Consider the following 22,029-nt stretch of genomic DNA (forward strand, 5'->3'; position numbering starts at 1 on the left):
AGGAATGCGAGCACCGGTGCAGAAGAAGTGGCCTCGGCGCACAGGCAGGCAGACGACCCCCGAAGAGGGCGTCGAACAGACCCCCGTGGGCACCGGCCGCCCCCGTCACGTGCGGAACCGGCTGATCGTGGCCGTCGCCGTGGTGGCCGCCGCCATCGCCGGAGCGGGAGCACCCTCGCTGCTCGCCGCCTCCCAGGACGTCAGTGAATCCCAGGACCTGGTCACCCTGTCCGCCCGTACCCAGGACGCCCTCGCACTCGCCCACTCGCTGGCCGACGAGCGCGACGAGGTCACCGCCTACATAGCGGCGGGCCGTCCCAAGTCCAAGGCGCCCACCGAGCAGCGCAGCGCCCGCGTCGACCGCCAGGCCGAGGACCTGCGCGCCGACCCGGACACCCCGGCCGCCCTGCGCACCGCCCTCGACCGGATCGCCGTCGACCGGCACGCCGCGCTCACCGGCAAGTCCGACGCGCTCAAGACCCACCAGGCGTACTCGGGGACCATCACGGAACTGCACCGGCTCGCCGGTGAACTGGCCGAGCGGATGCCGCCGCGGGCCGGCTCCGGCGGCCACGCGCTCGCCGAACTGGACAGCGCCGTCCAGCAGTCCGCCGCCACCCGGGGCCTGCTGCTGGCCGCACTCGGCATCCCGTCCACCCCCCGGACGGTCGTCGACCCCGCCACCGGCCTGCCCACCACGACCAGTGAGCCCACCGAGGACGGCCGCAAGCAGCGCGACGCGCTCACCGCCGCCGCCCAGCGGGCCCGGCTGCGGGCCGACGCGGCCCTCGCCGACTTCCGGGAGACCGCCCCCAAGGCGTCCGTCGCCGCCTACGACTCCACGGTCACCGGTCCCGAGGTCAACTCCGCCGACAAGTACCTCGCCGCCCTGACCGACCAGCCCACCCTCACCGGCAGCGACCCCGCCACCAGCTCCCGCAAGCTGGACGCGGCCCTGTCCGCCCGGGTGGACCTGATGCGGGGCGCCGAGTCGGCCCTGTACGACCACCGCACCAAGGACCTCGAGCAGCTCCGGGACGACGACGTCACCGCGCTGGAGATCCGCATCGCCGTCCTCGGTGCCCTGATCCTGCTCACCGTCGGCATCGCCACCGCGATGGCCCGCACCCTCACCCGCCCGCTGTCGGTGCTGCGCCGCGGCTCGGCGCGGCTGGCCGAGGCGGAGGACCCGGCCGGCCAGGAGCCGGTCGCCTTCACCGGCCGCAACGACGAGTTCGCCCAGGTCGTCCGTTCCGTCAACGCCCTGCAGGCGCGGGCGGCCGCCCTGCAGGAGCGGGTGGCCACGCTGGAGACCGACCGCAAGCACCTGGTCGGTCAGCGGCAGAAGATGGCCGACGCCCGCGAGGAACTGCGCGCCGAACTCGACACGTCCGCCGCCCAGCTCGACCGGCTGCGCACCAGCATCGGCGGCACCTTCGTCAGCCTCGCCCTGCGTACCCTCGGCCTGGTCGAGCGGCAGCTCGCCGTGATCGAGGGACTGGAGGAACGCGAACAGGACCCCGAGCGGCTCGCCACCCTCTTCAAGCTCGACCACTTCGCCACGGTCATGCGCCGGCACAGCGAGAACCTGCTGGTCCTCGCCGGTACCGAGCACGTCCAGCAGTCCCACGGACCGGTCCCGCTGGTCGACGTGGTCCGCGCGGCGGTCAGCGAGATCGAACGCTACGAGCGCGTCCGCATCGCCGCCCTGCCCCCGCACGCCCACGTCGTCGGCTTCGTCGCCGACGACCTCTCCCACCTGCTCGCCGAGCTGATGGAGAACGCCGCCTCGTTCTCCCCGCCGGACCTGCCCGTCGAGGTCTCCGGCTGGCTGCTGGAGTCCGGCGAGGTGATGCTGTCCGTCCAGGACGAGGGCATCGGCATGACCACCGAACGCCTGGACCGCCTCAACTCCCGCCTCGCCGAGTTCGACCCCGAGTCGGCGTACGACCAGGAGGGCGACGACGGCCTCGGTCTCGGCCTGTACGTCGTGGCCCGGCTCGCCCACCGCCACGGCATCCGCGTGCAGCTGCGCGAGCAGAAGCAGGGCGGGGTGGCGGCGGTCGTCGTCGTGCCTCGGACCCTGCTCGCCGAGGCGCCCGCGGCGGCGGTCCCGCACCCGGCCACCGCCGCGGACACCCAGAGCTTCTCCCTCCCCGGCGCCAACGCCGAGGTCAACTCCAACGTCCTGCGCACCCGCACCACGGACGCCGACCCCCTGGTCGCCCTCGCCGAGCAGACGGCCCGCGAGGCCGGGGAGGAGGCCGCTCCGGCGGCGGACTCCGAGGTCCACGCGCGCGCGGAGGCGGCGGAGCCGACCGCCGAGGAGGCCGTGACCCGGCCGAAGGAGCCCGCGGAGACCTTCGCCGAGACGACGATGGAGCTGCTGCTCCCGGAGGTCGCCTCGCCGCCGGCGGCCGCCGACCGCGAGGCCCCCGCACCGGTGCCACCCGCGCCCGGCGACGAGAGCCGTACGGACGGCGCGGGTGGAGACGAACCGGCCGACGCCGAAGACGAGGCGCTCACCAGCAAGGGCCTCCCCAAGCGCACACCCAGGATCACCGCTCCCGCCGCCGCCCAGCCCCGCCGGCGCGGAACGTCCGTCGACGCCGACGCCCTCCGCCGCAGGCTCGGCGGCTTCCGTCAGGGGGCGCAGGCCGGCTACCGGGACGTAGAGGCGGAGATCTCAGAGCGTTCCGAAGACACCACGGGGGGCACCGTCGAGGAGGCAAGCAGTTGACCGCGCCCAGCACCTTCGGACTGAGCAGGGAGGCCCGCAACCTGCACTGGCTGCTGACCAACCTGGTCGAGGAAGTCCCCGGCATCCAGTCCGTCGCCGTGGTCTCCTCGGACGGCCTGCTGCTCCTGTCGTCCGACCCCGGCCACGCCGAGCAGTCCCGCAGGTCCGGCCCGGTGAAGGGCCCCCGTGGCTCCGCCGCCGACCTCGCGACCGTCGTCTCGGGCATCGGCAGCCTCACCCTCGGCGCCGCCAAGCTGATGCAGTTCGGCGGGGTCAAGCACACGATGGTCGCGATGGACGAGGGCAGCCTGTTCGTGATGTCCGTCAGCGACGGCTCGCTGCTCGGCGTGCACGGCTCCGCGGAGTGCGACATGAGCGTCGTGGCGTACCACATGGCACTCTTCGTCGGCCGGGCCGGCCATGTCCTGACCCCCGAACTCCGCAGCGAGCTGCGCAAGTCACTGGAAGCCGAGCCGACGGGGGGCGCCCGATGAGCGGCACACCGAACAAACTTCCCGTGCGCGGCGGCGAGCGCAAACCCGCCCGTGTCCGCCCCTACTCGCTCACCGGCGGCCGTACCCGCTTCGGCCACGTCCTCCTCGTGGAGACCTTCGTGGCAGCGCTGGAGGCTCCCGAGGAGCGCAAGGAACTGACGAATGGCTCCCTCGCCACCCGGGTCATGCCCGAGCTGCGGGCCATCGTCGAACTGTGCCGCCGTATGCGCACGGTGGCCGAGATCGCCGCGCTGCTGAAGATGCCGCTCGGTGTGGTCCGCGTGCTGCTCAGCGATCTCGCGGACCAGGGAAAGATCCGTGTGTACGGCACCGGAACCGGTCACGGCACCGGCCGTCCGGACCGCGCTCTGCTGGAAAGGGTGCTGAGTGGACTCCGCCGTCTCTGACGCCACGGGCGTCGCCCCCCTCGTCGCCGGGTTCAGCGAACCCGACGAGGACCTGAAGGCCTGGCAGCAGGACCGCACGCAGGCCCCCGTCGCCACGAAGATAGTGGTGGCGGGCGGCTTCGGCGTCGGCAAGACGACGCTGGTCACGGCTGTCTCGGAGATCACGCCGCTGCAGACCGAGGCGCTGATGACCGAGGCGAGCGAGGGCACCGACGACCTCACCGCCACCCCGGGCAAGTCGACCACCACCGTGGCCATGGACTTCGGCCGCCTCACGCTCGACGACGACCTGGTGCTCTACCTGTTCGGCACGCCGGGCCAGCAGCGGTTCTGGTTCATGTGGGACGACCTGGTGCGCGGTGCGATAGGCGCCGTCGTGCTGGCCGACACCCGCCGCCTGAAGGACTGCTTCCCCGCACTGGACTACTTCGAGAGCTGCGGACTGCCGTACGTCGTCGCGGTCAACCACTTCGACGACAGCGAGCTGTTCGAGCCGGAGGACGTACGCGAGGCGCTGACCATACCCGCGCACATCCCTGTATTGACCATGGACGCGCGGCGCCGGATCTCGGTGATCGAGACCCTTCTGGCCCTCGTGGGCCACGCGCTGGACGAAACCCCCGAGTAGTCCCGACCTAGGAGCACCACCCGCATGCGCAAGATACTCGTCGTCGGAGCCGGCCAGTCCGGGCTCCAGCTCGCCCTCGGCCTGCAGTCGCACGGCTACGAGGTCACCCTGATGTCGAACCGGACCGCGGACGAGATCCGCTCCGGGCGGGTCATGTCGACGCAGTGCATGTTCGACACGGCCCTGGGGCACGAGCGCGACCTCCAGCTCAACTTCTGGGAGTCCCAGGCCCCGAGGATCGAGGGCCTGGGCGTCTCGGTCGCGGCCCCCGGCTCCTTCGACCCGGGCCCCTCCCAGCGCGCGATCGACTGGGTGGGCAGGCTGAACGGGTACGCGCAGTCCGTCGACCAGCGGGTGAAGATGGCCGGCTGGATGGAGACCTTCGCCCAGCGCGGCGGCCAGCTCGTCATCCACGGCGCGGCCGTCGGCGACCTCGACTACTTCTCCCGCGCCTACGACCTCGTGCTGGTCTCGGCCGGCAAGGGCGAGCTGGTGTCGATGTTCGGCCGCGACCCCGAGCGCTCCCCGTACAGCGAGCCGCAGCGCGCCCTCGCGGTCTCCTACGTGCACGGGCTCGGCCCGCGTCCCGAGCACCCGGACTTCGACGCGGTCCGCTGCAACCTCGTCCCCGGGGTCGGCGAGCTGTTCGTGATGCCGACCCTGACCACCTCGGGCCGCGCCGACATCCTGTTCTGGGAGGGCGTCCCCGGCGGCCCGCTGGACGTCTTCAACGGCGTCAAGGACCCTGCCGAGCACCTCTCCCTGACCCTCCGGCTCATGGAGAGGTTCACGCCCTGGGAGTACGCGCGCGCGACGAAGGCCGAGCTCACGGACGCGGGCGGCACCCTGGCCGGCCGCTACGCCCCGACCGTGCGCAACCCCGTCGGCCGCCTGCCCTCGGGCGGTCTGGTCCTGGGCGTCGCCGACGTGGTCGTGGCCAACGACCCGATCACCGGGCAGGGGTCCAACTCCGCGTCCAAGTGCGCCGCCGCCTACCTCGCCTCGATCCTCGAACAGGGCGACAAGCCGTTCGACGAGGACTGGATGCGCGCCACCTTCGACCGGTACTGGGCCACGGCCCGGCACGTCACCAAGTGGACGAACGCCATGCTGGCGCCGCCGCCGGAGCACATCCTGAACCTCATCGGCGCGGCCGGCCAGATCCAGCCCGTCGCCGACCGGTTCGCCAACGCGTTCAACGATCCCGCCGACTTCGAGAACTTCTTCTACGAGCCCGAGAAGACGGCCGCCTACCTGGCCTCGTTCGCCGGGGCCTGACGGGCTTCCGAGCCGGGCTTCGACCGTCGTCCTCCGCCGTTGTCGGTCGACGCCGGCCACCCTCGCACGGCCCGCGGACGGCCCCGGAGACAGCTCTCCGGGGCCGCCGGCGTCATGGCGTTCAGCCCCCGGCGCGAACCACGGGCGGGGCGGTCGCCGACGCCCGTGCAACGGATCAGTCGGTCGACGGGGACTGCAGGCGGTCGGCTGGAGTCCGCGGCGTCGCCGTGTCTCGCCGCGGTACCGCAGTCGCGAGGCAGTCGCTCAGGGCGCGGCGGCACACCGGAACGAGGGACGGGTCCGACAGCCCACGCTTGGGCAGCGCGACAGCGGGTCTGCCCGAGCGATCCATCAGGACGAACTGGCGCTCGTACTCCTTCAGTTCACTGAAATTCGACCAGGCGTAAGTGTGCGTGACGCCTTCCGTGCTCACGGTCAGAGCCGCCTCGGTGATCTCCTCCTCGTGGAGCCGCCGCAGGGCGGGGGATCGGTTCCAGACCCTGCGTGCCCTGCGGCGGAGGCCCCAGCGCGAGGACAGCGTGATCACCCGGTAGCCGTAGCCTACGAACATCACCGCACAGGCCACCGTGATGAGCGAGACGTCGGGCTGATCGCCGGAGCTCGTCCAGCACGCGCCGAAGACCACCGTCAGCACGAGGCTCACGCCTGAGTTGACCAACGCCCTGTTGCGCGAGCGGCGCCGCGTGGGGGATCGGGCGGCCAGTTCCGCGATGTCGTCGCTCTCCGGCACGTAGCTCAGTGTCAGCGCCTGCATGCCCTCGCCTCAGTGGTCCCGATGCTGTGAATTACGGATCATAGGGGTCTTCGGGCGGACCCTTCGGCTCTACGCGCACCTCATGCCGACTGGCCGGGAGCGAACCCGTACGGCGATCGCGACGGTCCGTGCCAGGGCCCGACGTCCTGCCGGACGGCCCACGGCACCATGGGGGGCGACCAGCTCGACAGCAGGCGCCGGCGGCAGCCCCGTAGGGCCGTGAGCCTGCTTCTGCGAGCCCGGGAAGACGTCCGCCTACCCGGCCTCGCTCGCCTGATCCCGCGCGGGATCGTCCGGGCGTACGGCGCCGAGGACCGGAGCGGACGCCAGGGGGGAGACCTCCACCCGCCGGCCCGGCCGCGGTGCCTGTACGACCCGGCCGCCCCCGACGTACAAGGCCACATGGGTCGCCCCGGGGAAGTAGACCACCAGATCGCCGGGGCGCAGCCCGTCCAGCGGGACCTTGGGCAGCCGGGCCCACTGCTCCTGGCTGGTGCGCGGGATCGGGGTGCCGGCGTGGTCCCAGGCCTGCGAGGTGAGCCCCGAGCAGTCGTACGACTCCGGGCCCTGTGCCCCCCACTGGTACGGCTTGCCGACCTGGGACAGCGCGTAGCGGACGGCCCGGGTGCCCTCGCCCGACGGCGGCTTGTCGTCGCCGAGGGCGCCGGAGGCCGTGAGCCGCTGCTGCGCCTCGGTCACGCCGGTCCGCTCCAGCGCCGCCACCGCGGCAAGCTGCTGCGGGGTCAGTGAGGCGAGGAGCCGCTCGACGTCGCCGAGCCTGTTCGTGACGTCGTCGCGCTGCTTCCGCTGCTTCTCGGTGAGGGTGAGCTGCTCGTCCAGGGCCTCGCGGGCCGCTCTGGCCAGCGCGTCCCGCTTCCGTTCGGTGCCGGTGAGCCGGTCCACGGTCTCGGCGCGCTCGTGGGCGAGCCGTCCGATGACATGGCCCTCGTCCAGCGCGTGCTGCGGGTCGCGGGCGAGCAGCAGACGGACGTAGGGGGAGAGGTCGCTGCTGTTCTGGTACTGCTGCCGGGCCAGGCGCCCGGCGTCGATCCTGCCGTCCCGCAGCGCGAGCCTGGCGCGGGCCAGTTCGCCGTCGAGGCGGGTCACCTCCGCGCGCTGCCGCTTCAGCCGCTCCGCGGTCGCGTTGTAGGACTCGGTGGCCTCCTCGGTCTGCCGGTAGAGCCGCTGAAGGTCCGTCAGCAGCTCGGAGACGGACCGGGGCGGTGCGGGTTCGGCCACCGCGGGCACGGGCGCGAGGACGGCCTGGGCCGCCACCGCGGCCGTACAGGCCAGGCGCAGGAACACTGCTGACACGTCATCACCTCCGGTGCGGGGCGGACGGTCCCTCCGCCCGCATCCGCATGGTGATATTCAGACGTGTTCATGGGCTTGTGTGCCGATTGTGGGCCGGACGGCCCAACGCTCTCACCCGGCGGGGTCGTCCGGCTTGCGGGACGGCCCGCTGTCCGGCCTGGACCAGGGCCACCTGAGCCGTTCGGTGGGGGCGCCCTCCGGGTCGTACAGGTACTTCCAGCCCCGCACCAGACCGAGCCGCTTGCTGTGCCCCCTCGGAACGCGCCGGTAGACGTGCACGGTGGGCGGGCCGCCGGCCGCGTCCGGCACCGGAACGCGGTACGCCTTCGGGGGGTGGCCGGTCGGGCCCAGCAGCACCGGCAGCACGCGCCCGTCCAGGGGCCCGCCCTCGAACGGGGTGTCCTCACTCTTCATCGCCCGGCCCTCAGCCTTCCTCGGCGAGCGCGCCGACCACGTCAGCCGTCTGCGGGTCCCGCGCGGCGGTCACGGCCAGGACGGCCACGAACTGCTCGACCAGCCAGTCGCGCAGCTCCTCGACCGGCGGCTGCTTGTCCTCGTCCAGCCAGATCAGCGAGGCGGCCTCCACCGCCGTGATCCAGGTGCGGACCGTCATGCGCAGGCGTGACCCCGGCGCGGCGACGCCCAGGTGGCTGTAGATGTGCTCGGCCGCGGCCCGGCGCACGCCGTCCACGATGGCCGTCGTGCGCGAGGTCTCCACCACGCTGCCGCCCTGCAGCAGCGCGCTGAAGCCGGTGCCGTGCTGGTCGACGAAGGCCAGGTAGCGGTCGAGCACGCGGGACAGGCGGGGCAGCAGGGGACCGAGCCGGGGCTCGTCGAAGCAGTGCTGGAGCTCCTCGCCCGCCGATCTGAGCGCGGCCTCGTAGAGCTGCTGCTTGCCGCCGGGGAAGTACCGGTACACCAGCGGACGGGAGACTCCCGCAGCCTCGGCCACGTCGTCCAGCGACACGTCCTCCGGCGCGCGGTGTGCGAAGAGCGAGAGAGCGGCGTCGAGGAGCTGGCTGCGCCGTTCCTCGACACTGAGGCGACGATAGGCGGGGGTGGCGGCCTGCGGGGTCATGCCAAGCAGCGTAATCGGCCCGCGGACGAGCCGCGCAGGCACGGCCGGACCCGGCCGTGCCCACACCCCGCGCGAGCGGACGCGCCCCGCGCCCCGCCCCCGGTCCCGCGGGCGCTTCAGGCGAGCAGCCCCGACGCCTTCCACAGCCGCCGGCCCACACCCCGCAGCACGCCGATGTCGTCCAGGAAGTCGGTGAGGCGCCTGGCGCCGGTCTGCATGACCTCCCGCCGGTGCCCGCTCGCCTTCACCTGGGCCATCGCCTCCCGCTTGTCCAGTCCCACGTTCGTGTAGACCTCGGGGTTGATGAACGCCACCGAGAACACCCGCGCGAACTCTCCGGACGTGACCCGGGTGAACTCCTGCGACCACTTCGGTGCCGTCAGCATCTGGCGCCGCAGCTCCTCACGCGCGTACCGCACGTGCCGGGCCTCCTCCACCACGTGGATGCGCGTGACGCCCCGGATCAGCGGCTGCACCCGCTCGTCCGGGAAGGTCAGCCGCTGCATCCAGTCCAGCACCTCCTCGCCGAGCAGCGTGGCCGTGAAGGAGCCGGGCGTGGTGGAGACGGTCTTGAACAGCCGCCCGAGGTTCTGGTGGGCCCGGCTCACCGGGTACCAGGGGGTGCCGCCGTGCGAGATCAGCCGCGCGAACATCTTCGAGTGCCGGCACTCGTCCTCGATCTCGGTGAGGGCGTACCGCACGTGCGCGCTCGTCGCCGCCTTGTCGTAGACGTGCCGGACGAGGAGCTGCATCAGGATCAGCTCGAACCAGATGCCGAGCGAGGCCAGCGCCGCGGCCTCGTGCCGGGAGAGCAGGATCCGCTGCTCCTCGCTCATCCGCTGCCACATCGGTGTGCCGTAGAGCGAGACGAGCTCGGGCGGCCAGAACCACTTGCCCTCCTCGAAGGGCGCGTCCCAGTCCAGTTCCTCGTCCGGGTCGAAGGAGTGCTTGGCGGAAGAGACGAGCAGCCGCTCGGCCACCTGTTCGCGGTCCTTGAGCAGGCCGAGCGCGTCGCGCAGTCCGTCCAGCGCGTCCGCTTCCGTCAGGGTCGTCATGGCTCCCTCACCTCGTTGCCCGGGGGTACGTTCCGCCTCTTATGAGACTGCCTGTCAGCAAGCTCGTCAATCCCTTGCACATGACTTGTTGACTCGGCGTCTACGTGTGAGCCTGCAAGGTATGCCGACGCATGACCTGTACACCGACGAGCCGGGAGACTCCCCCTGGCAGGTGCCCGCGAGCGGGGCGGCCAGGTTCAGCTGGGAGTACGACGGGGGCCGCGACCGCCTGCTGGCCCTGTACCAGAAGGGCAAGGACAAGCAGTGGGACGGGCAGCGGCGCATCGACTGGGAACTGGAGGTCGATCCGTACGACCCGCTGGGCACCCCCGACGAGGCGATGTCCCTCTACGGCACCCCGCACTGGGACAAGCTCACCGACCGGGACAAGGGCGAACTGCGCAAGCACTACGCCTCCTGGCAGTTCAGCCAGTTCCTGCACGGCGAGCAGGGCGCGATGATCTGCGCGGCACGGATCGTGGAGTCCGTGCCGGACATGGACGCCAAGTTCTACTCGGCGACCCAGACCATGGACGAGGCCCGGCACGCCGAGATCTACGGCCGCTTCCTGCACGAGAAGATCGGGATGCTGTACCCGATCAACGACAATCTCCGGTCCCTGCTCGGCGACACCCTGCGCGACAGTCGCTGGGACATGCCGTACCTCGGTATGCAGGTCCTGATCGAAGGGCTGGCGCTCGCCGCCTTCGGCATGATCCGGGACACCACGAACAAACCGCTGCCCAAGCAGATCCTCGCCTACGTGATGCAGGACGAGGCCCGGCACGTGGCCTTCGGCCGCATGGCCCTGCGGGACTACTACAAGCAGCTCACCGACGCCGAACTGCGGGAGCGCGAGGAGTTCGTCATCGAGGGCTGCTACCTGATGCGGGACCGGCTGCGCGGCGTCGAGGTGCTGGAGAACTTCGGCGTCGCGCGCGCCGAGGCCGAGCGGATCAGCGAGGACTCCGAATTCCTCCAGCTCTTCCGCAAACTGCTGTTCAGCCGCATCGTGCCCTGCGTGAAGGACATCGGCCTGTGGGGCAGGCGGCTCCAGCAGGCCTACGTCGACATGGGCGTCCTCGAGATGGGCGACTCCAGCCTGGACCTGCTGATGGCGCAGGACGAGGAGATCGCCGAGCGGCTGGACGCCGAGCGCTTCGCCGCGGAGGAACGGCAGCGGGTGGCCGAGGTGGAGGAGGCGATCGAGTCGGGGGCGGCCGAGGCATGAGCCCCACTCCCGGTGCAGTACGGTTCTGGCGTGTCCATGCCTCCGCCTCCCCAGCAGCCGCAGTACCCGTACGGCCAGCAGCCCCCGGGGCCCTACGGCGGGCAGGCTCCGCCGGCCCCGGGCCCGTACGGCTCCCCGTACCCGCAGGCGCAGCCGTACCCTCCCCAGCCGTACCCCCAGCAGCCGTACCCCGGCTGGGGCGTGCCACCGATGGGTCCGCCCCCGAAGAAGCGCGGGCCGGGGCTGGCGCTGGGGATCGTGGGCGGGGTCATCGGTCTGGTCGTGCTCGGTTCCGTCGGCGTCGGGACGGTGCTCCAGACCGGCTTCCCGGCCGCCGAGAACGAACTGACCCTGCCCCACCAGCTGATGGACGAGAAGTACGAACTCGCCGAGGACCTCTCCGACACCGAGGGGCGGAAGGTCGAGGACGAGGCCGACGGCGCCTGGGACGCCAAGGACATCAGCGCCGTGGTCGGCCGCTACAGCCCGGGCGGTGACGACACCAAGGGCATGCTGCTGGTCTCCGGCATGTACGGCCGGTTCAAGAACGAGGCGGACGTCCGCGGTGGCATGCTCAAGGGCGCCGGCGAGGCCGGCGGCGTGACGGTCACCGAGCCCGCGCGGGACGTCACCCCGGCGGGGGCGGACGTCACCGTCTCCTGCGAGGTGCTCACCCAGAGGCGGGCCCTGGTGACGATCACCTACCCGGTCTGCGCCTGGGCTGACGGCAACACGGCGGCCGTGGTGGGCGAGGTCGACCTGCGGCGGAAGGACTCCGCCGACATCGACCTGGACACCGCCGCGCGCAACACCCTGAAGATCCGCTCCGAGATGATCAGGCCGGTCGGCTGACCGGCCCCCGGTGACGCCGTCTCACAGGCCGAGGACCGCCCGCATCACGTCCTTCGCGATCGGTGCCGCGTCCCCGCCGCCGCTGATCTCACCCCGGTCCGCCGAGGCGTTCTCGACCACCACCGCGACCGCGACCTTCGGCTCCGGGTCGTGGTCCGCCCGCGCCCAGGAGACGAACCAGGCGTACGGCACACCGGCGTTGCCCAGGCCGTGCTGGGCGGTGCCGGTCTTGCCGCCGACCGTGGCGCCGCGGATGGCCGCGTTGGTGCCGGTGCCCTCCCGGACCACGTCGGTCATCAGCTCCGTCAGCCGCGCGGCCGTCGACGGGCGCATCACCTGCCGGTCCGGCCGCATCCCGTCGCCGGTGAGCGACTCGCCGCCCCGGCGCACGACCGACTCCACCAGGTACGGCGTCCGCAGCCGGCCGCCGTTGGCGACGGCGGCCGCCACCATCGCCATCTGCAGCGGAGTCGCCCGGGTGTTGTACTGGCCGATCGAGGACAGCGCGAGCTGTGCCCTGTCCACCCGGGTGTCGAAGGTGCTGGGGGACACCGCGAAGGGGATCCGCAGGCCGGTGTCGTTGAAGCCGAACGCCTCCGCGGTGGCCGACATGCCCGGCACCCCGACGTCCACGCCCAGCTTGGCGAACACCGTGTTGCACGACCACTCGAACGCCTCCCGCAGGGAGGCGTCCCTGCAGCCGTCGCCCTCGTTCGTCAGCCGGGTCCTGGTGCCGGGCAGCCGGTAGGGGTCGGGGGAGCGGGTGAGCGCGTCCAGGTCCCCGACCACCCCCGCGTCCAGTGCCGCGGCCGCGGTGACCACCTTGAACGTCGACCCCGGCGGATAGGTCTGCCGCACCGCCCGGTTGAGCATCGGCTTCTCCGGGTCGTGGCCGAGCCGGGCCCACGCCGAGGCCGTCGCCTCGCTGTTGCCGGACAGCTCGGCCGGGTCGTACGACGGCGTCGACACCAGCGCCAGCACCCGGCCCGTGGCCGGCTCGATCGCGGCCACCGCGCCCTTGCGCCCGCGCAGCCCGTCGTACGCCGCCCGCTGCGCGTTCCGGTCCAGGGTGGTGACGACGTCGCCGCCCGCACCGGTGCCCCGCGTCACGTCGTTCCACAGCGGCAGCGGCGCCAGCCTCGGGTCGGTGCCGGACAGCACCCCGTCCTCCGCGGCCTCCAGGAACGTGGTGCCGTAGAGCTGCGAGGCGTGCCCGGTGACCGGGGCGTACAACGGGCCGTCGAGGTAGGTGCGTTCGTAGCGCAACTGCTCACCGGTGTCGGTGGATCCGGTGACCGGCTCGCCCCCGACCAGGATGTCGCCGCGGGGCTGCTGGTAACGGGCGATCGCGGCCCGCCGGTTGGCCGGGTTGGCCGCGTAGGAACCGGCCTGGACCACCTGCACCCGGGCGGCGTTGACCAGCAGCGCCGTCAGCAGCAGGGCGCAGAAGGCGGAGGCGTGCCGGATGTACCTGGTCATGGTCGGCCCACCGCCGTACTCGGTCACGCCGCCTCCTGTCGCTCGCGTCCGGTCACGGCCCCTCCGGTCCTCCCGCGTCCGGTCACGGCCCCTCCGGTCCTCCCGCGTCGGGTCACGGCGCCTCCGGTCCTCCGGCGTCGGGTCACGGCGCCTCCTGGCCGTCGTACTGGCTGCGGGCCGAGTCGCTGACCCGGATCAGCAGCGCCACGATCGCCCAGTTGGTGACGACCGAGGAGCCGCCCTGGGCGAGGAACGGCATGGCCATGCCGGTCAGCGGGATCAGCCCGGTGACCCCGCCCGCGATCACGAACACCTGCAGGGCCAGGATCGAGGCCAGCCCCACCGCGAGGAGCCGTCCGAACGGCTCGCGCAGGGCGAGACCGGCCCGGTAGCCGCGCTCCGCGAGCAGGGCGTACAGCAGGAAGATCGCCGCGAGGCCGGCGAGGCCCAGCTCCTCCCCGGCCGTCGCCAGGATGAAGTCCGACTTGACGGCGAAGCCGATGAGCACGGAGTGCCCGAGCCCCAGCCCGGTGCCGAGGATCCCGCCCGCCGCGAAGGCGAACAGGGACTGGGAGAGCTGGTTGGGGCCCTGCCCGGCCTCGATGGTGGCGAACGGGTGCAGCCAGTCCTCGATCCGGCCGCCCACGTGCGGTTCGAGCCGGCCGACGGCGACCGCGCCGAGCACGGCGAGCAGCAGGCCCACCGCGATCCAGCCGGTGCGGCCGGTGGCGACGTACAGCAGGACGACGAACAGACCGAAGAAGAGCAGCGAGGTGCCCAGGTCCCGCTCCAGGACCAGCACGCAGACGCTCAGCAGCCAGATCGCCACGATCGGGCCGAGCACCCGCCCGGTCGGGAACTGCAGCCGCCACAGCCGGCGGCCGGTGTAGGCGAGCGCGTTGCGGTTCGCGGCCAGATAGGCGGCGAAGAACACCGCGAGCAGCACCTTCGCGAACTCGCCCGGCTGGATGGAGAACCCGCCGATCCTGATCCAGATGCGCGCGCCGTTCACCGCGGGGAACAGGATCGGCAGCAGCAGCGCGACGAGGGCGGCGACCACGCACACGTAGGAGTAGCGCTGCAGCACCCGGTGGTCGCGCAGCATCAGCACGACCAGGATGAACAGACCCACCCCGAGCGTCGACCACACCAGTTGGGCCGGCGCCGCCCGGTCGCCCGGGGTCTCCAGGTCCAGCCGGTAGATCAGCACGAGGCCGAGCCCGTTGAGCAGCACACCGATCGGCAGCGGGAGCGGGTCGGCGTACGGCGCCCGCCGGCGGACCGCGACGTGCGCGAACAGGGCGAGCACCCCCAGCCCGGCGCCGTAGCCCGCGGCCCCCGGCGGGACGGTGCCGCTCCTGGCCAGACCCACCGCGCAGTAGCCGTACACGGACAGCAGGACGGCCAGCACGATCAGCGCGAGCTCGACGCCACGGCGCCCGGGCAGGCGTGGGCCGTGCGCGGGTGCCCGCGACTCGGCCACGGCGGTTCCGGCCTTGGTCATGACCGGAACTTACCCAAACGGGACAGCCCGGGCGGGCAGGCGCCCCGGTCCGCGGAGTGCCGCGGGGCGCGGTGCCGCGCCGCGAGCGGCTCCGCCGCGCGGCCGCGCCGGGCCGCGCCCGGCCCGCGGCCCGTGGAGCTCGCGTGCCCCCGGTGCCGGGACCGGAGAGGTTCACCGGCGCGCGACGCCCGGCTCGGCGCCTCGCCGCGTCGCCCGGGTACGTCCACGCCCGGTACGCGGGCGAAGCCCCGCCTCGCGACGCACCGCACCCAACGCCGCGGGGTTTCCGGCGGACCTTCCCGCTCATGGCACCAGCCCCCGCCGGTCCTACTCCTCGGGCAGTGCCAGCGTCGCCACGGCGCCCCCGTCCGCCGCGTTGCCGAACGTCAGCCGCGCGCCGAGCACCTCCGCCTGCCCGGCCGCGATCGTCAGCCCCAGCCCGTGCCCCTTGGCGCCGCCCTCGGTCCGGAACCGCTGCGGGCCGTGCGCCACCAGATAGTCCGGATAGCCGTCCCCGTGGTCCCGCACCGTCACCACCGGACCGTCCACCGTCAGCACCACCGGTGCTCGCCCGTGCTTGTGCGCGTTGGCCACCAGGTTGCCCAGCACCCGCTCCAGGCGCCGCCGGTCCGTCTCCACCCGGGCGTCCCGCACGATCCGCACCTCGGTGTCCGTCGCCGAGGCCCGCACCACCCGGCCGGCCAGCGCGCCCAGCTCCTCGAAGTCCAGCTCGCGGCGCTCCCGCCGGGTGTCCAGGCGGGAGATCTCCAGCAGGTCCTCGGTGAGCGTGCGCAGCGCCGCCACCCGGTCCCGGACCAGCTCGGTCGGCCGGCCCGGCGGCAGCAGCTCGGCCGCCGCGTGCAACCCGGTCAGCGGGGTGCGCAGCTCGTGCGCCACGTCCGCGGTGAACCGCTGCTCGCTCAGCAGCTTGCCCTGCAGCGACGAGGCCATGGAGTCCAGCGCGGCGGCGACCACGGCCACCTCGTCCTGCGGCCGCGTCCGGTCCTTGGTGCGCGGGTCGTTCACCCGGGCGTCCAGATCGCCCGCGCTGATCCGCCGGGCCACCCGCGCGGTGCCGTTCAGCCGCCGTGTCACCCGGGTCACCGCGAACGCGCCGACCAGCACCGTCGCCCCGATCGCCAGCGCCGACGACCACAGGATCGACCGATCGAGCCCGGCGATGGTCCGGGCCTGCTGGGAGTAGTCGACCTCCACCGCCAGCGCGCGGTGGCCGTCGGCCGGACCCGCCGCCCACATCGTCGGCCGCCCCAGGTGCGAGGAGACCATCGTGCCGCGGCTCCCGGCCACCGCCAGCGTCCGCAGCCGAGCGGGCAGCCCCTCGGGGTCCAGGCCCGCCCCCGGCAGCAGCGCGTCCCCGGCCTCGTACGCCGCCGTGGCGTCGTCCAGCCGGGACAGCGCCAGGTCACGGGCCCGGCCGACCGTCTGGTTGGTGACCGACACATGCACCAGCACGCCGAGCAGGGCGGCCAGCGCACAGCTCATCACCGTGATGAACGCCGCGGCCTTCACCGCCAGCGCCCCGGCCCAGCGGGGCAGCGCGAGCCTCATGAGCCGCTCGCCGACGCGCCGGGGGAGGCCGACGGGGACGGCGTCGCGGACGGTGGCGGGGCCGCGGATCCGGAGACCGACGGGGACGGCGCACGGCCGTGCGGGCCCTTGCCGGTGCGCAGGAACTCGTCCCGGGAGAACACCATGGCGCGCCGGTCCTGATCCCAGGTCCAGGTGGTCCGGTACTCGTATCCGGCGATCCCGGCCGGAGAGCGCTCGATCAGGGCCCGGCCGGCCAGCTCCACCCCGATGATCGCGTCGTTGTCGGCCAGCACCTGCACCAGCCGGTGCTTCTCGACCGTGTAGACCCGCACCGCGGTCTGGTTGGTCGGGTACAGCCGGAAACCGAGCGTCATGTCGTCCCGGCCGTCCCCGGTCAGGTCCCGGTAGTACGCCCTGAGCAGCGGACACCGGGCCCGTACCCCGCCCGGACGGCACTCGCCCATCCGCTCCTCGGTCGTGTGGTACGCCCCCTTCGGCCCGTAGTCGTCCGGGTGCGCCGCGATCTCCGCCCGTACGACGTCCGCCGGATCGACCTTCCGGATGTCGTCGCCGGGCACCGTGATGCCCTTGACGGTCTCCCGGGTCGCCACCGCGTACGGGTAGGCGGGGCTGGACGCCGGCCGCAGATCCGGCCAGAGCCGCGCCGGACTGACCGCCGTCGGCGTCGCCCCGGCACCCTCGAGCTCGCCCCGGTCCCCGCAGCCCACCGCCGCCACCGCCAGAAGGGCGGCGACGGCCGCGGCACGGGCGGTGCGACGGGCTGGCCTGCGGGCTGACACGGGGCTCCTGGTGCTTCGGGGGACGGTGAGGACGGGCGTGACCGCCGGGGCCGGTACACCCTATGCGCAACTCATAGGAAAGTCCTTTTTGCGCACTGGTCCCTCCGTGGGCCGCGAAGGCCCCTCCCTCGAGCCGCGGCCTTCCTGTCTGCCCTGCCCTGGCCTTGCCCTGCCCCGGCCTGTCCTGCCCCGGCCTGTCCTGCCCCGGCCTGTCCTGCCCGGGCCCGTCCTGCCCCGGCCTTGCCCTGCCGGGCCCAGCCCGGGCTCCACCGGGCCCCGCCCTCCGCGGCCGACCTTGTCCTTGCCGTCGCCGCGCCCGCCTGTTCCCATGGGCAGGGGGGTGATGCACGCATGAGCGGCACGAGCGGCACTGGCGGCGAGGGCGGCATGAACGGACTGCGCGTGGTGCCGGCCGGGCAGCGGGGCCACGAACTCCTCTACGTCTGCGGACCCGACGGGGCGAACGCCGCCTGGTACGACCGTGACACCGGCCGGGTGAACCTGATCGCGGCGGACCGCGAGGCGGACGTGCTGGACGCCCTCAAGCCGTTCCTGACCGGCCCGGTGACCGTGGGGCCGCCCCCCGTGCCCACCCCCGCCGAACTGGCCCGGCTCGCCCTGCACCCCGACGACGACCTCGCCCCCAACCGCCCCGGCGAGGCCCTGCTCGTCGCCCTGGACCGCGACCCCGGACCCGCCCACCGCCTCCGTCCCGACCCGCGCCGCCGCGCCCTCGCCGCCGAGCAGGCGACCGGCGAGGCCCTGGACCGCCTGGAGGGCGCCGGCTGGCACGCCCTGCACTCCGTGCTGCTTCCCGGTGGCGACCGCATCCACCACCTGCTCATCGGCCCCGGCGGCCTCTTCGCCGTCCACTCCCTGTACGCCCGCAAGCAGCGGGTCCTGATCGCCGATCCGACGGTCGCCCTGGGCCGTCACGACCCCGAGCCGGTCCTGCGCCGCCTGCGCGCCGCCGCCGACCGTGCCTCCTACGCCCTGACCGCCGAGGTCCGCCCCCTCCTGGCCCTCCTGGACCCCGCCGGCATACGCACCCCCACCCCACCCCGGGGCGTCCGCATCCTCCGCACCGCGGACCTGCCGACCCTGGCCCGTCCGGGTGCCGTACTGAAGCCGGCGGACGCCGACGCCCTCCACGCGGCGGCCCGCGACCGGAGGACGTGGGCGAGGCTGTAGCCCGGGCACCCGGAGGGTGAGGCGGGCCCCGGTCACAGCACCAGCGAGGGTCCGGCGACGTCAGCCCGTCCGGTGCCCGGGAGCGAGGTCCGAAGGCGCCGGAGTGAGGGGAAGGCACGCGGCGCGTGCGGCGGGACAGCCCTCAGGGCAACCGCCCGGCCCGCCGCCCCTCCACCAGCCCCCGCATCAGATCCCCGGACTCCCGCACCCGCCCCACGACGTCCCCCGCCGAGAACTCCAGCTCCTGCGCACCGCGGCACCCCTCCACCTCCTCCCACGTCACCGGCGCGGAGACCAGCGGGGCGACCCGCGCCCGCACGGTGTAGGGCGCCGCCGTCGTCTTACGTCCCGCGTTCTGGCTCCAGTCCACGAACACCCTCCCCGGCCGCAGACTCCTCGCCATCCGGTGCACCACCAGCCGCGGCAGGGCCCGCTCCGCCTCCACCGCCAGCGCCTTCGCGTACTCACTCGTCCGCTCCGGGGAGCTCCCCCATACCGCGGCCAGCAGATGCAGCCCCTTCGACCCGGCCGTCTTCGCGTAGGCCTCGATCCCGTCCGCCGCCAGCCGGTCGCGCAGCCACAGCGCCACCTCGCAGCACTGGACGACCGTCGCCGGTGCCCCGGGATCCAGGTCGAAGACGAGCCGGTCGGCCTCACCGGGGGACTGCACCAGCCACTGGTGCGTGTGGAACTCGGCGACCAGGTTCGCCGCCCACACCAGGCTCGGCAGATCCCGCACCACCACCATCCGCGCCGGCCCCTCCGACCGGGGCACCTCGGCGGTCATGACCCAGTCGGGCGTACCCGGCGGAACGTTCTTGGTGAAGAACACCTGCCCGTCCGGCCCGTCGGGATAGCGCAGCAGCGACACCGCCCGGTCCCGCAGGTGCGGCAGCATCACGTCGGCCACGCTCGCGTAGTAGTGCAGCAGCTCCCCCTTGGTGAAGCCGGTCTGCGGATACAGGACCTTGTCCAGGTTGCTGAGCGGAACCCTGCGGCCCTCCACCTCTGTGATTGGCGTCATAGGATGACAATCCCAGACATAACGGCCCATGAAGCCGTGCGACAGATGTAACGCCCGATCGGAACGGAGGCCGCGGCACGTGCGATCCATCTGGAACGGAGCCATCTCCTTCGGGCTCGTCAGCATTCCGATCAAGCTGGTGAACGCCACCGAGAGCCACTCGATCTCCTTCCGCCAGATCCACACCGAGGACAGCGGCCGCATCCGCTACCGCAAGGTGTGCGAGCTCGAGGACCGCGAGGTCAGCCAGGCGGAGATCGGCAAGGCGTACGAGGACGCCGACGGCACGATCATCCCGATCTCCGACGAGGACCTGTCGCACCTCCCGATCCCGACCGCCCGGACGATCGAGATCGTCGCCTTCGTGCCGGCCGACCGGATCGACCCGCTCCAGATGGACGCGGCGTACTACCTCGCCGCGAGCGGCGCCCCGGCCGCCAAGCCGTACACCCTGCTGCGCGAGGCACTCAAGCGCAGCAACAAGGTCGCCATCGCCAAGTACGCCCTGCGCGGCCGGGAACGCCTGGGGATGCTGCGCGTGGTGGGCGACGCCATCGCCATGCACGGACTGCTCTGGCCGGACGAGGTACGCGCCCCGGAGGGTGTCGCCCCGGACGGCGACGTCACCGTCCGGGACAAGGAACTCGACCTCGCGGACGCGCTGATGGACACCCTCGGCGAGGTCGACCTGGAGGACCTGCACGACGAGTACCGCGAGGCACTGGAGGAGGTCATCGCGGCCAAGGCGGCCGGCGAGACCCCGCCCGAGGCCCCCGAGCCCGCCGAGGGCGGCACGGTGCTGGACCTGATGGCGGCCCTGGAGAACAGCGTCCGTGCCGCCCGCGAGTCCCGGGGCGAGCGGCCGGCCACCGCGCGGACGGAGGAGGCCGAGGTCAGACCCCTCACCCGAGGTCGCTCGGCGCCCAAGGAGACGGGCGGCAAGAAGTCCACCGCGACGACCGCGGGGAAGGCGCCCGCGAAGGGGACCGCGGACTCGAAGAAGTCGACGGCGAAGCCCGCCCGTAGTGCGAAGAGGACCACGTCGGCGCGGAAGGCCGCGCAGTCCAAGGGACCGGCCGCCTCGTCCTCGTCCGCCTCCTCGGCCGAGCCCCCTGCCGAGTCCGGGTCAAGGTCCGCTGCCGGGTCCTCCGCCAAATCCACTCCCGGGTCCGCCGCTTCGGCCCGCCGGACGGCGAAGAAGACCCCGGCGAGGAAGACGGCCTCCCGGGGCCGATCGGCCTGACGGCGGGGCGGGACCGGGGCCGCGGCGCGCCCGGGGCGGGGAATGGACCGGTATTCCCTCCCCTCGTGCGGGACGACTCGGGCACGATGTGGGCGTGACTTACGTGGTGACCGTGACCATGGCCCCTGCCAAGGGCGCTCCGGAACTCGACGCGCTGCAGCGGGAGGGCGTCGCCTTCCTGCTGCGGAAGGGATTCGACTCGCTCGAAGCGGTCGAGGGACCGGACGGTATGGAGATCGAGCTGATGGACGACGTCATAGCCGCCCATGCCGGTGGCGCCCTGCTCAAACTCTTCGTGGACGCGCCGGCGCTGGAGTTCGCGGAGGACGCCGCCCGTGAGGTCGTGGCGGAACTGCTGGAACGCACCGAACCGCTCACCGACTGGCAGATCACCCGCTGCGCGGTGGAACTGAACTCCGCGCTCCTGCAGGAGAGCCTCGACGCCGCCGACGGCCCCGACGCCCCGCCCGCCGACCCGGCGGAACGCGCCCGCCGCCACGCCGCGGCCGAACCCGCGCCGGAGCAGGGTCGCCTCGACCCGGCCGAGGTCGAGGCCATGCGCGCGCGACTGCGCACCCTGGCGCCGGCCCTGAGGGCCTTCCCCCTCGACCTGTTCGGCTTCCACGACGACGAGGACGAGCGCGCGGTGTCCCGCGAGGCGGCCGAGGTCGCCGCGGGCGCGCTCGTCTTCGCCATCGACCTCCTGGTGGACGAACTCTTCACCGACCTGGCCGGCCTGGAGGAGGACGGCCCCACGGTGGCCGAGAGCGACGCCACCTTCATGCTCCTGGACGACCTGCCCTCGCAGTACGCCGACGAGTACACCGTCCTCTTCGCCCGCCGCCTCACCGTCACGGCGGTCACCCTGACGGCCCGCCTCACCCAGCCCCACTTCACCGGCCCCCACTGCGTGGCCGAGGACATCCTGCTGAGGGTCCTGCTCACCCAGGCCGAGGTCACGGCCGACCTCTACGACCTCCTCAGCGACGAGGTCACCACGGCCTTCGAGACCCTCACGGACACCCTCGACGAGGACCCCGCCCACGACCCCCTGGACCATGCCCCACCCGGAGTGGAGAACTGGTTCACCCCCTTCGACGCCGAGAGCCCCGTCCATCCGTACGCCACGAACGACGACGAGGAGTCCCTCCAGGGCCGGTGACCACGCCCGCCGGCGGCAGCCCCCGGCCGGCTTCCCCGACGAGCGCCGTGCGGGAAACCGGCTCAGTGCCGCATCAGCCAGGGTCCGCCCCGTCCGGGCCACCGCCCGGCCCCGTGGCGGACGGCCGCGGCGGCGGCCGCAGCTCCCACGACCTGGACATCGACATCCTCGGCGAGGCGGGCGCCCTCGAACGCCGATGCCCGCGGCCCGCGCGGCGATCACC

20 protein-coding genes are annotated in these 22,029 nt (G+C 73.2%); 10 read left to right on the forward strand and 10 right to left on the reverse strand.

The window, feature by feature from the left end; all coding sequences use genetic code 11:
• Positions 1-16 precede the first annotated feature (16 nt).
• From MXD57_RS08610 to MXD57_RS08630, 5 genes are read left to right on the forward strand one after another with little or no spacing between them, the layout of a single operon-like run.
• Positions 17-2,740, forward strand: a complete 2,724-nt coding sequence (locus MXD57_RS08610) for a sensor histidine kinase (protein ID WP_250400730.1) — start codon at positions 17-19, stop codon at positions 2,738-2,740.
• Positions 2,737-3,234: a roadblock/LC7 domain-containing protein gene (locus MXD57_RS08615; protein ID WP_250400731.1), complete on the forward strand. Its 498-nt coding sequence runs from the start codon at positions 2,737-2,739 to the stop codon at positions 3,232-3,234. The genes MXD57_RS08610 and MXD57_RS08615 overlap by 4 nt, the downstream gene beginning before the upstream one ends.
• Complete coding sequence (locus tag MXD57_RS08620; RefSeq protein ID WP_250400732.1) at positions 3,231-3,641, forward strand: DUF742 domain-containing protein; 411 nt, start codon at positions 3,231-3,233, stop codon at positions 3,639-3,641. The genes MXD57_RS08615 and MXD57_RS08620 overlap by 4 nt, the downstream gene beginning before the upstream one ends.
• A complete protein-coding gene (locus MXD57_RS08625; protein ID WP_250400733.1) occupies positions 3,622-4,269 on the forward strand; it encodes a GTP-binding protein in 648 nt (215 codons plus the stop codon). Before MXD57_RS08620 ends, MXD57_RS08625 begins: the two co-directional genes overlap by 20 nt.
• Positions 4,270-4,293: 24 nt before the next feature.
• Positions 4,294-5,547 (forward strand): styrene monooxygenase/indole monooxygenase family protein, encoded by a 1,254-nt coding sequence (locus MXD57_RS08630; RefSeq protein WP_250400734.1) that lies wholly within the window; start codon positions 4,294-4,296, stop codon positions 5,545-5,547.
• Between the two features lie 175 nt (positions 5,548-5,722).
• On the opposite strand, the gene MXD57_RS08635 is transcribed toward MXD57_RS08630, so the two are convergent.
• The 5 genes from MXD57_RS08635 to MXD57_RS08655 all read right to left on the reverse strand — a co-directional run bounded on the left by MXD57_RS08635 (position 5,723) and on the right by MXD57_RS08655 (position 9,769).
• Positions 5,723-6,322 (reverse strand): YcxB family protein, encoded by a 600-nt coding sequence (locus MXD57_RS08635; protein WP_250400735.1) that lies wholly within the window; start codon positions 6,320-6,322, stop codon positions 5,723-5,725.
• Between the two features lie 255 nt (positions 6,323-6,577).
• Positions 6,578-7,636, reverse strand: coding sequence for a C40 family peptidase (locus MXD57_RS08640; protein ID WP_250400736.1), 1,059 nt, complete (start codon positions 7,634-7,636; stop codon positions 6,578-6,580).
• A gap of 111 nt (positions 7,637-7,747) precedes the next feature.
• Positions 7,748-8,050 (reverse strand): hypothetical protein, encoded by a 303-nt coding sequence (locus tag MXD57_RS08645; protein WP_250400737.1) that lies wholly within the window; start codon positions 8,048-8,050, stop codon positions 7,748-7,750.
• Positions 8,051-8,060: 10 nt separating this feature from the next.
• The gene (locus MXD57_RS08650; protein WP_250400738.1) at positions 8,061-8,714 is read right to left on the reverse strand and encodes a TetR/AcrR family transcriptional regulator; all 654 of its coding nucleotides are present in this window, start codon (positions 8,712-8,714) and stop codon (positions 8,061-8,063) included.
• Positions 8,715-8,830: 116 nt separating this feature from the next.
• Positions 8,831-9,769, reverse strand: a complete 939-nt coding sequence (locus MXD57_RS08655) for an AurF N-oxygenase family protein (protein WP_250400739.1) — start codon at positions 9,767-9,769, stop codon at positions 8,831-8,833.
• Positions 9,770-9,890: 121 nt separating this feature from the next.
• On the opposite strand from MXD57_RS08655, the gene MXD57_RS08660 reads away from it, so the two are divergent.
• Both MXD57_RS08660 and MXD57_RS08665 read left to right on the forward strand, forming a co-directional pair.
• Positions 9,891-11,000 carry a ferritin-like domain-containing protein gene (locus MXD57_RS08660; RefSeq protein WP_250400740.1) on the forward strand — a complete coding sequence of 370 codons (1,110 nt, stop codon included), beginning with the start codon at positions 9,891-9,893 and terminating at the stop codon, positions 10,998-11,000.
• Between the two features lie 36 nt (positions 11,001-11,036).
• The gene (locus tag MXD57_RS08665; protein WP_284505295.1) at positions 11,037-11,852 is read left to right on the forward strand and encodes a hypothetical protein; all 816 of its coding nucleotides are present in this window, start codon (positions 11,037-11,039) and stop codon (positions 11,850-11,852) included.
• A gap of 21 nt (positions 11,853-11,873) precedes the next feature.
• Here MXD57_RS08665 and MXD57_RS08670 read toward each other — a convergent pair whose 3' ends face one another.
• The 4 genes from MXD57_RS08670 to MXD57_RS08685 all read right to left on the reverse strand — a co-directional run bounded on the left by MXD57_RS08670 (position 11,874) and on the right by MXD57_RS08685 (position 17,186).
• Positions 11,874-13,331: a penicillin-binding transpeptidase domain-containing protein gene (locus MXD57_RS08670; protein WP_250400826.1), complete on the reverse strand. Its 1,458-nt coding sequence runs from the start codon at positions 13,329-13,331 to the stop codon at positions 11,874-11,876.
• A 142-nt stretch (positions 13,332-13,473) separates the two neighbouring features.
• Positions 13,474-14,835 (reverse strand): FtsW/RodA/SpoVE family cell cycle protein, encoded by a 1,362-nt coding sequence (locus tag MXD57_RS08675; RefSeq protein ID WP_250400742.1) that lies wholly within the window; start codon positions 14,833-14,835, stop codon positions 13,474-13,476.
• 327 nt (positions 14,836-15,162) lie between these two features.
• Positions 15,163-16,404 (reverse strand): ATP-binding protein, encoded by a 1,242-nt coding sequence (locus MXD57_RS08680; protein WP_250400743.1) that lies wholly within the window; start codon positions 16,402-16,404, stop codon positions 15,163-15,165.
• A complete protein-coding gene (locus MXD57_RS08685; RefSeq protein WP_250400744.1) occupies positions 16,401-17,186 on the reverse strand; it encodes a hypothetical protein in 786 nt (261 codons plus the stop codon). Before MXD57_RS08685 ends, MXD57_RS08680 begins: the two co-directional genes overlap by 4 nt.
• Before the next feature lie 387 nt (positions 17,187-17,573).
• Between MXD57_RS08685 and MXD57_RS08690 the strand changes: the two genes are divergently transcribed.
• On the forward strand, positions 17,574-18,377 hold the full coding sequence (locus MXD57_RS08690; RefSeq protein WP_250400827.1) for a nuclease-related domain-containing protein: 804 nt from the start codon (positions 17,574-17,576) through the stop codon (positions 18,375-18,377).
• A gap of 142 nt (positions 18,378-18,519) precedes the next feature.
• On the opposite strand, the gene ligD is transcribed toward MXD57_RS08690, so the two are convergent.
• On the reverse strand, positions 18,520-19,401 hold the full coding sequence (gene ligD / locus MXD57_RS08695; protein ID WP_250400745.1) for a non-homologous end-joining DNA ligase: 882 nt from the start codon (positions 19,399-19,401) through the stop codon (positions 18,520-18,522).
• Positions 19,402-19,480: 79 nt separating this feature from the next.
• On the opposite strand from ligD, the gene ku reads away from it, so the two are divergent.
• On the forward strand, positions 19,481-20,644 hold the full coding sequence (gene ku / locus MXD57_RS08700; RefSeq protein ID WP_250400746.1) for a non-homologous end joining protein Ku: 1,164 nt from the start codon (positions 19,481-19,483) through the stop codon (positions 20,642-20,644).
• 94 nt (positions 20,645-20,738) lie between these two features.
• The gene (locus MXD57_RS08705; RefSeq protein ID WP_250400747.1) at positions 20,739-21,806 is read left to right on the forward strand and encodes a hypothetical protein; all 1,068 of its coding nucleotides are present in this window, start codon (positions 20,739-20,741) and stop codon (positions 21,804-21,806) included.
• The last annotated feature ends 223 nt before the right edge of the window (positions 21,807-22,029 follow it).

Origin of the sequence: Streptomyces cellostaticus (assembly GCF_023630175.1) — a bacterium.
GTDB classification, from domain to species: Bacteria; Actinomycetota; Actinomycetes; order Streptomycetales; family Streptomycetaceae; genus Streptomyces; species Streptomyces cellostaticus_A.

Coding starts and splice junctions, on each gene's coding strand:
- MXD57_RS08620 (WP_250400732.1), top strand. CDS start 3,231: ATGAGCGGCACACCGAACAAACTTCCCGTGCGCGGCGGCGAGCGCAAA.
- MXD57_RS08630 (WP_250400734.1), top strand. CDS start 4,294: ATGCGCAAGATACTCGTCGTCGGAGCCGGCCAGTCCGGGCTCCAGCTC.
- MXD57_RS08635 (WP_250400735.1), bottom strand. CDS start 6,322: ATGCAGGCGCTGACACTGAGCTACGTGCCGGAGAGCGACGACATCGCG.
- MXD57_RS08645 (WP_250400737.1), bottom strand. CDS start 8,050: ATGAAGAGTGAGGACACCCCGTTCGAGGGCGGGCCCCTGGACGGGCGC.
- MXD57_RS08650 (WP_250400738.1), bottom strand. CDS start 8,714: ATGACCCCGCAGGCCGCCACCCCCGCCTATCGTCGCCTCAGTGTCGAG.
- MXD57_RS08655 (WP_250400739.1), bottom strand. CDS start 9,769: ATGACGACCCTGACGGAAGCGGACGCGCTGGACGGACTGCGCGACGCG.
- MXD57_RS08660 (WP_250400740.1), top strand. CDS start 9,891: ATGCCGACGCATGACCTGTACACCGACGAGCCGGGAGACTCCCCCTGG.
- MXD57_RS08665 (WP_284505295.1), top strand. CDS start 11,037: ATGCCTCCGCCTCCCCAGCAGCCGCAGTACCCGTACGGCCAGCAGCCC.
- MXD57_RS08670 (WP_250400826.1), bottom strand. CDS start 13,331: ATGACCAGGTACATCCGGCACGCCTCCGCCTTCTGCGCCCTGCTGCTG.
- MXD57_RS08675 (WP_250400742.1), bottom strand. CDS start 14,835: ATGACCAAGGCCGGAACCGCCGTGGCCGAGTCGCGGGCACCCGCGCAC.
- MXD57_RS08680 (WP_250400743.1), bottom strand. CDS start 16,404: ATGAGGCTCGCGCTGCCCCGCTGGGCCGGGGCGCTGGCGGTGAAGGCC.
- MXD57_RS08690 (WP_250400827.1), top strand. CDS start 17,574: ATGAACGGACTGCGCGTGGTGCCGGCCGGGCAGCGGGGCCACGAACTC.
- ligD (WP_250400745.1), bottom strand. CDS start 19,401: ATGACGCCAATCACAGAGGTGGAGGGCCGCAGGGTTCCGCTCAGCAAC.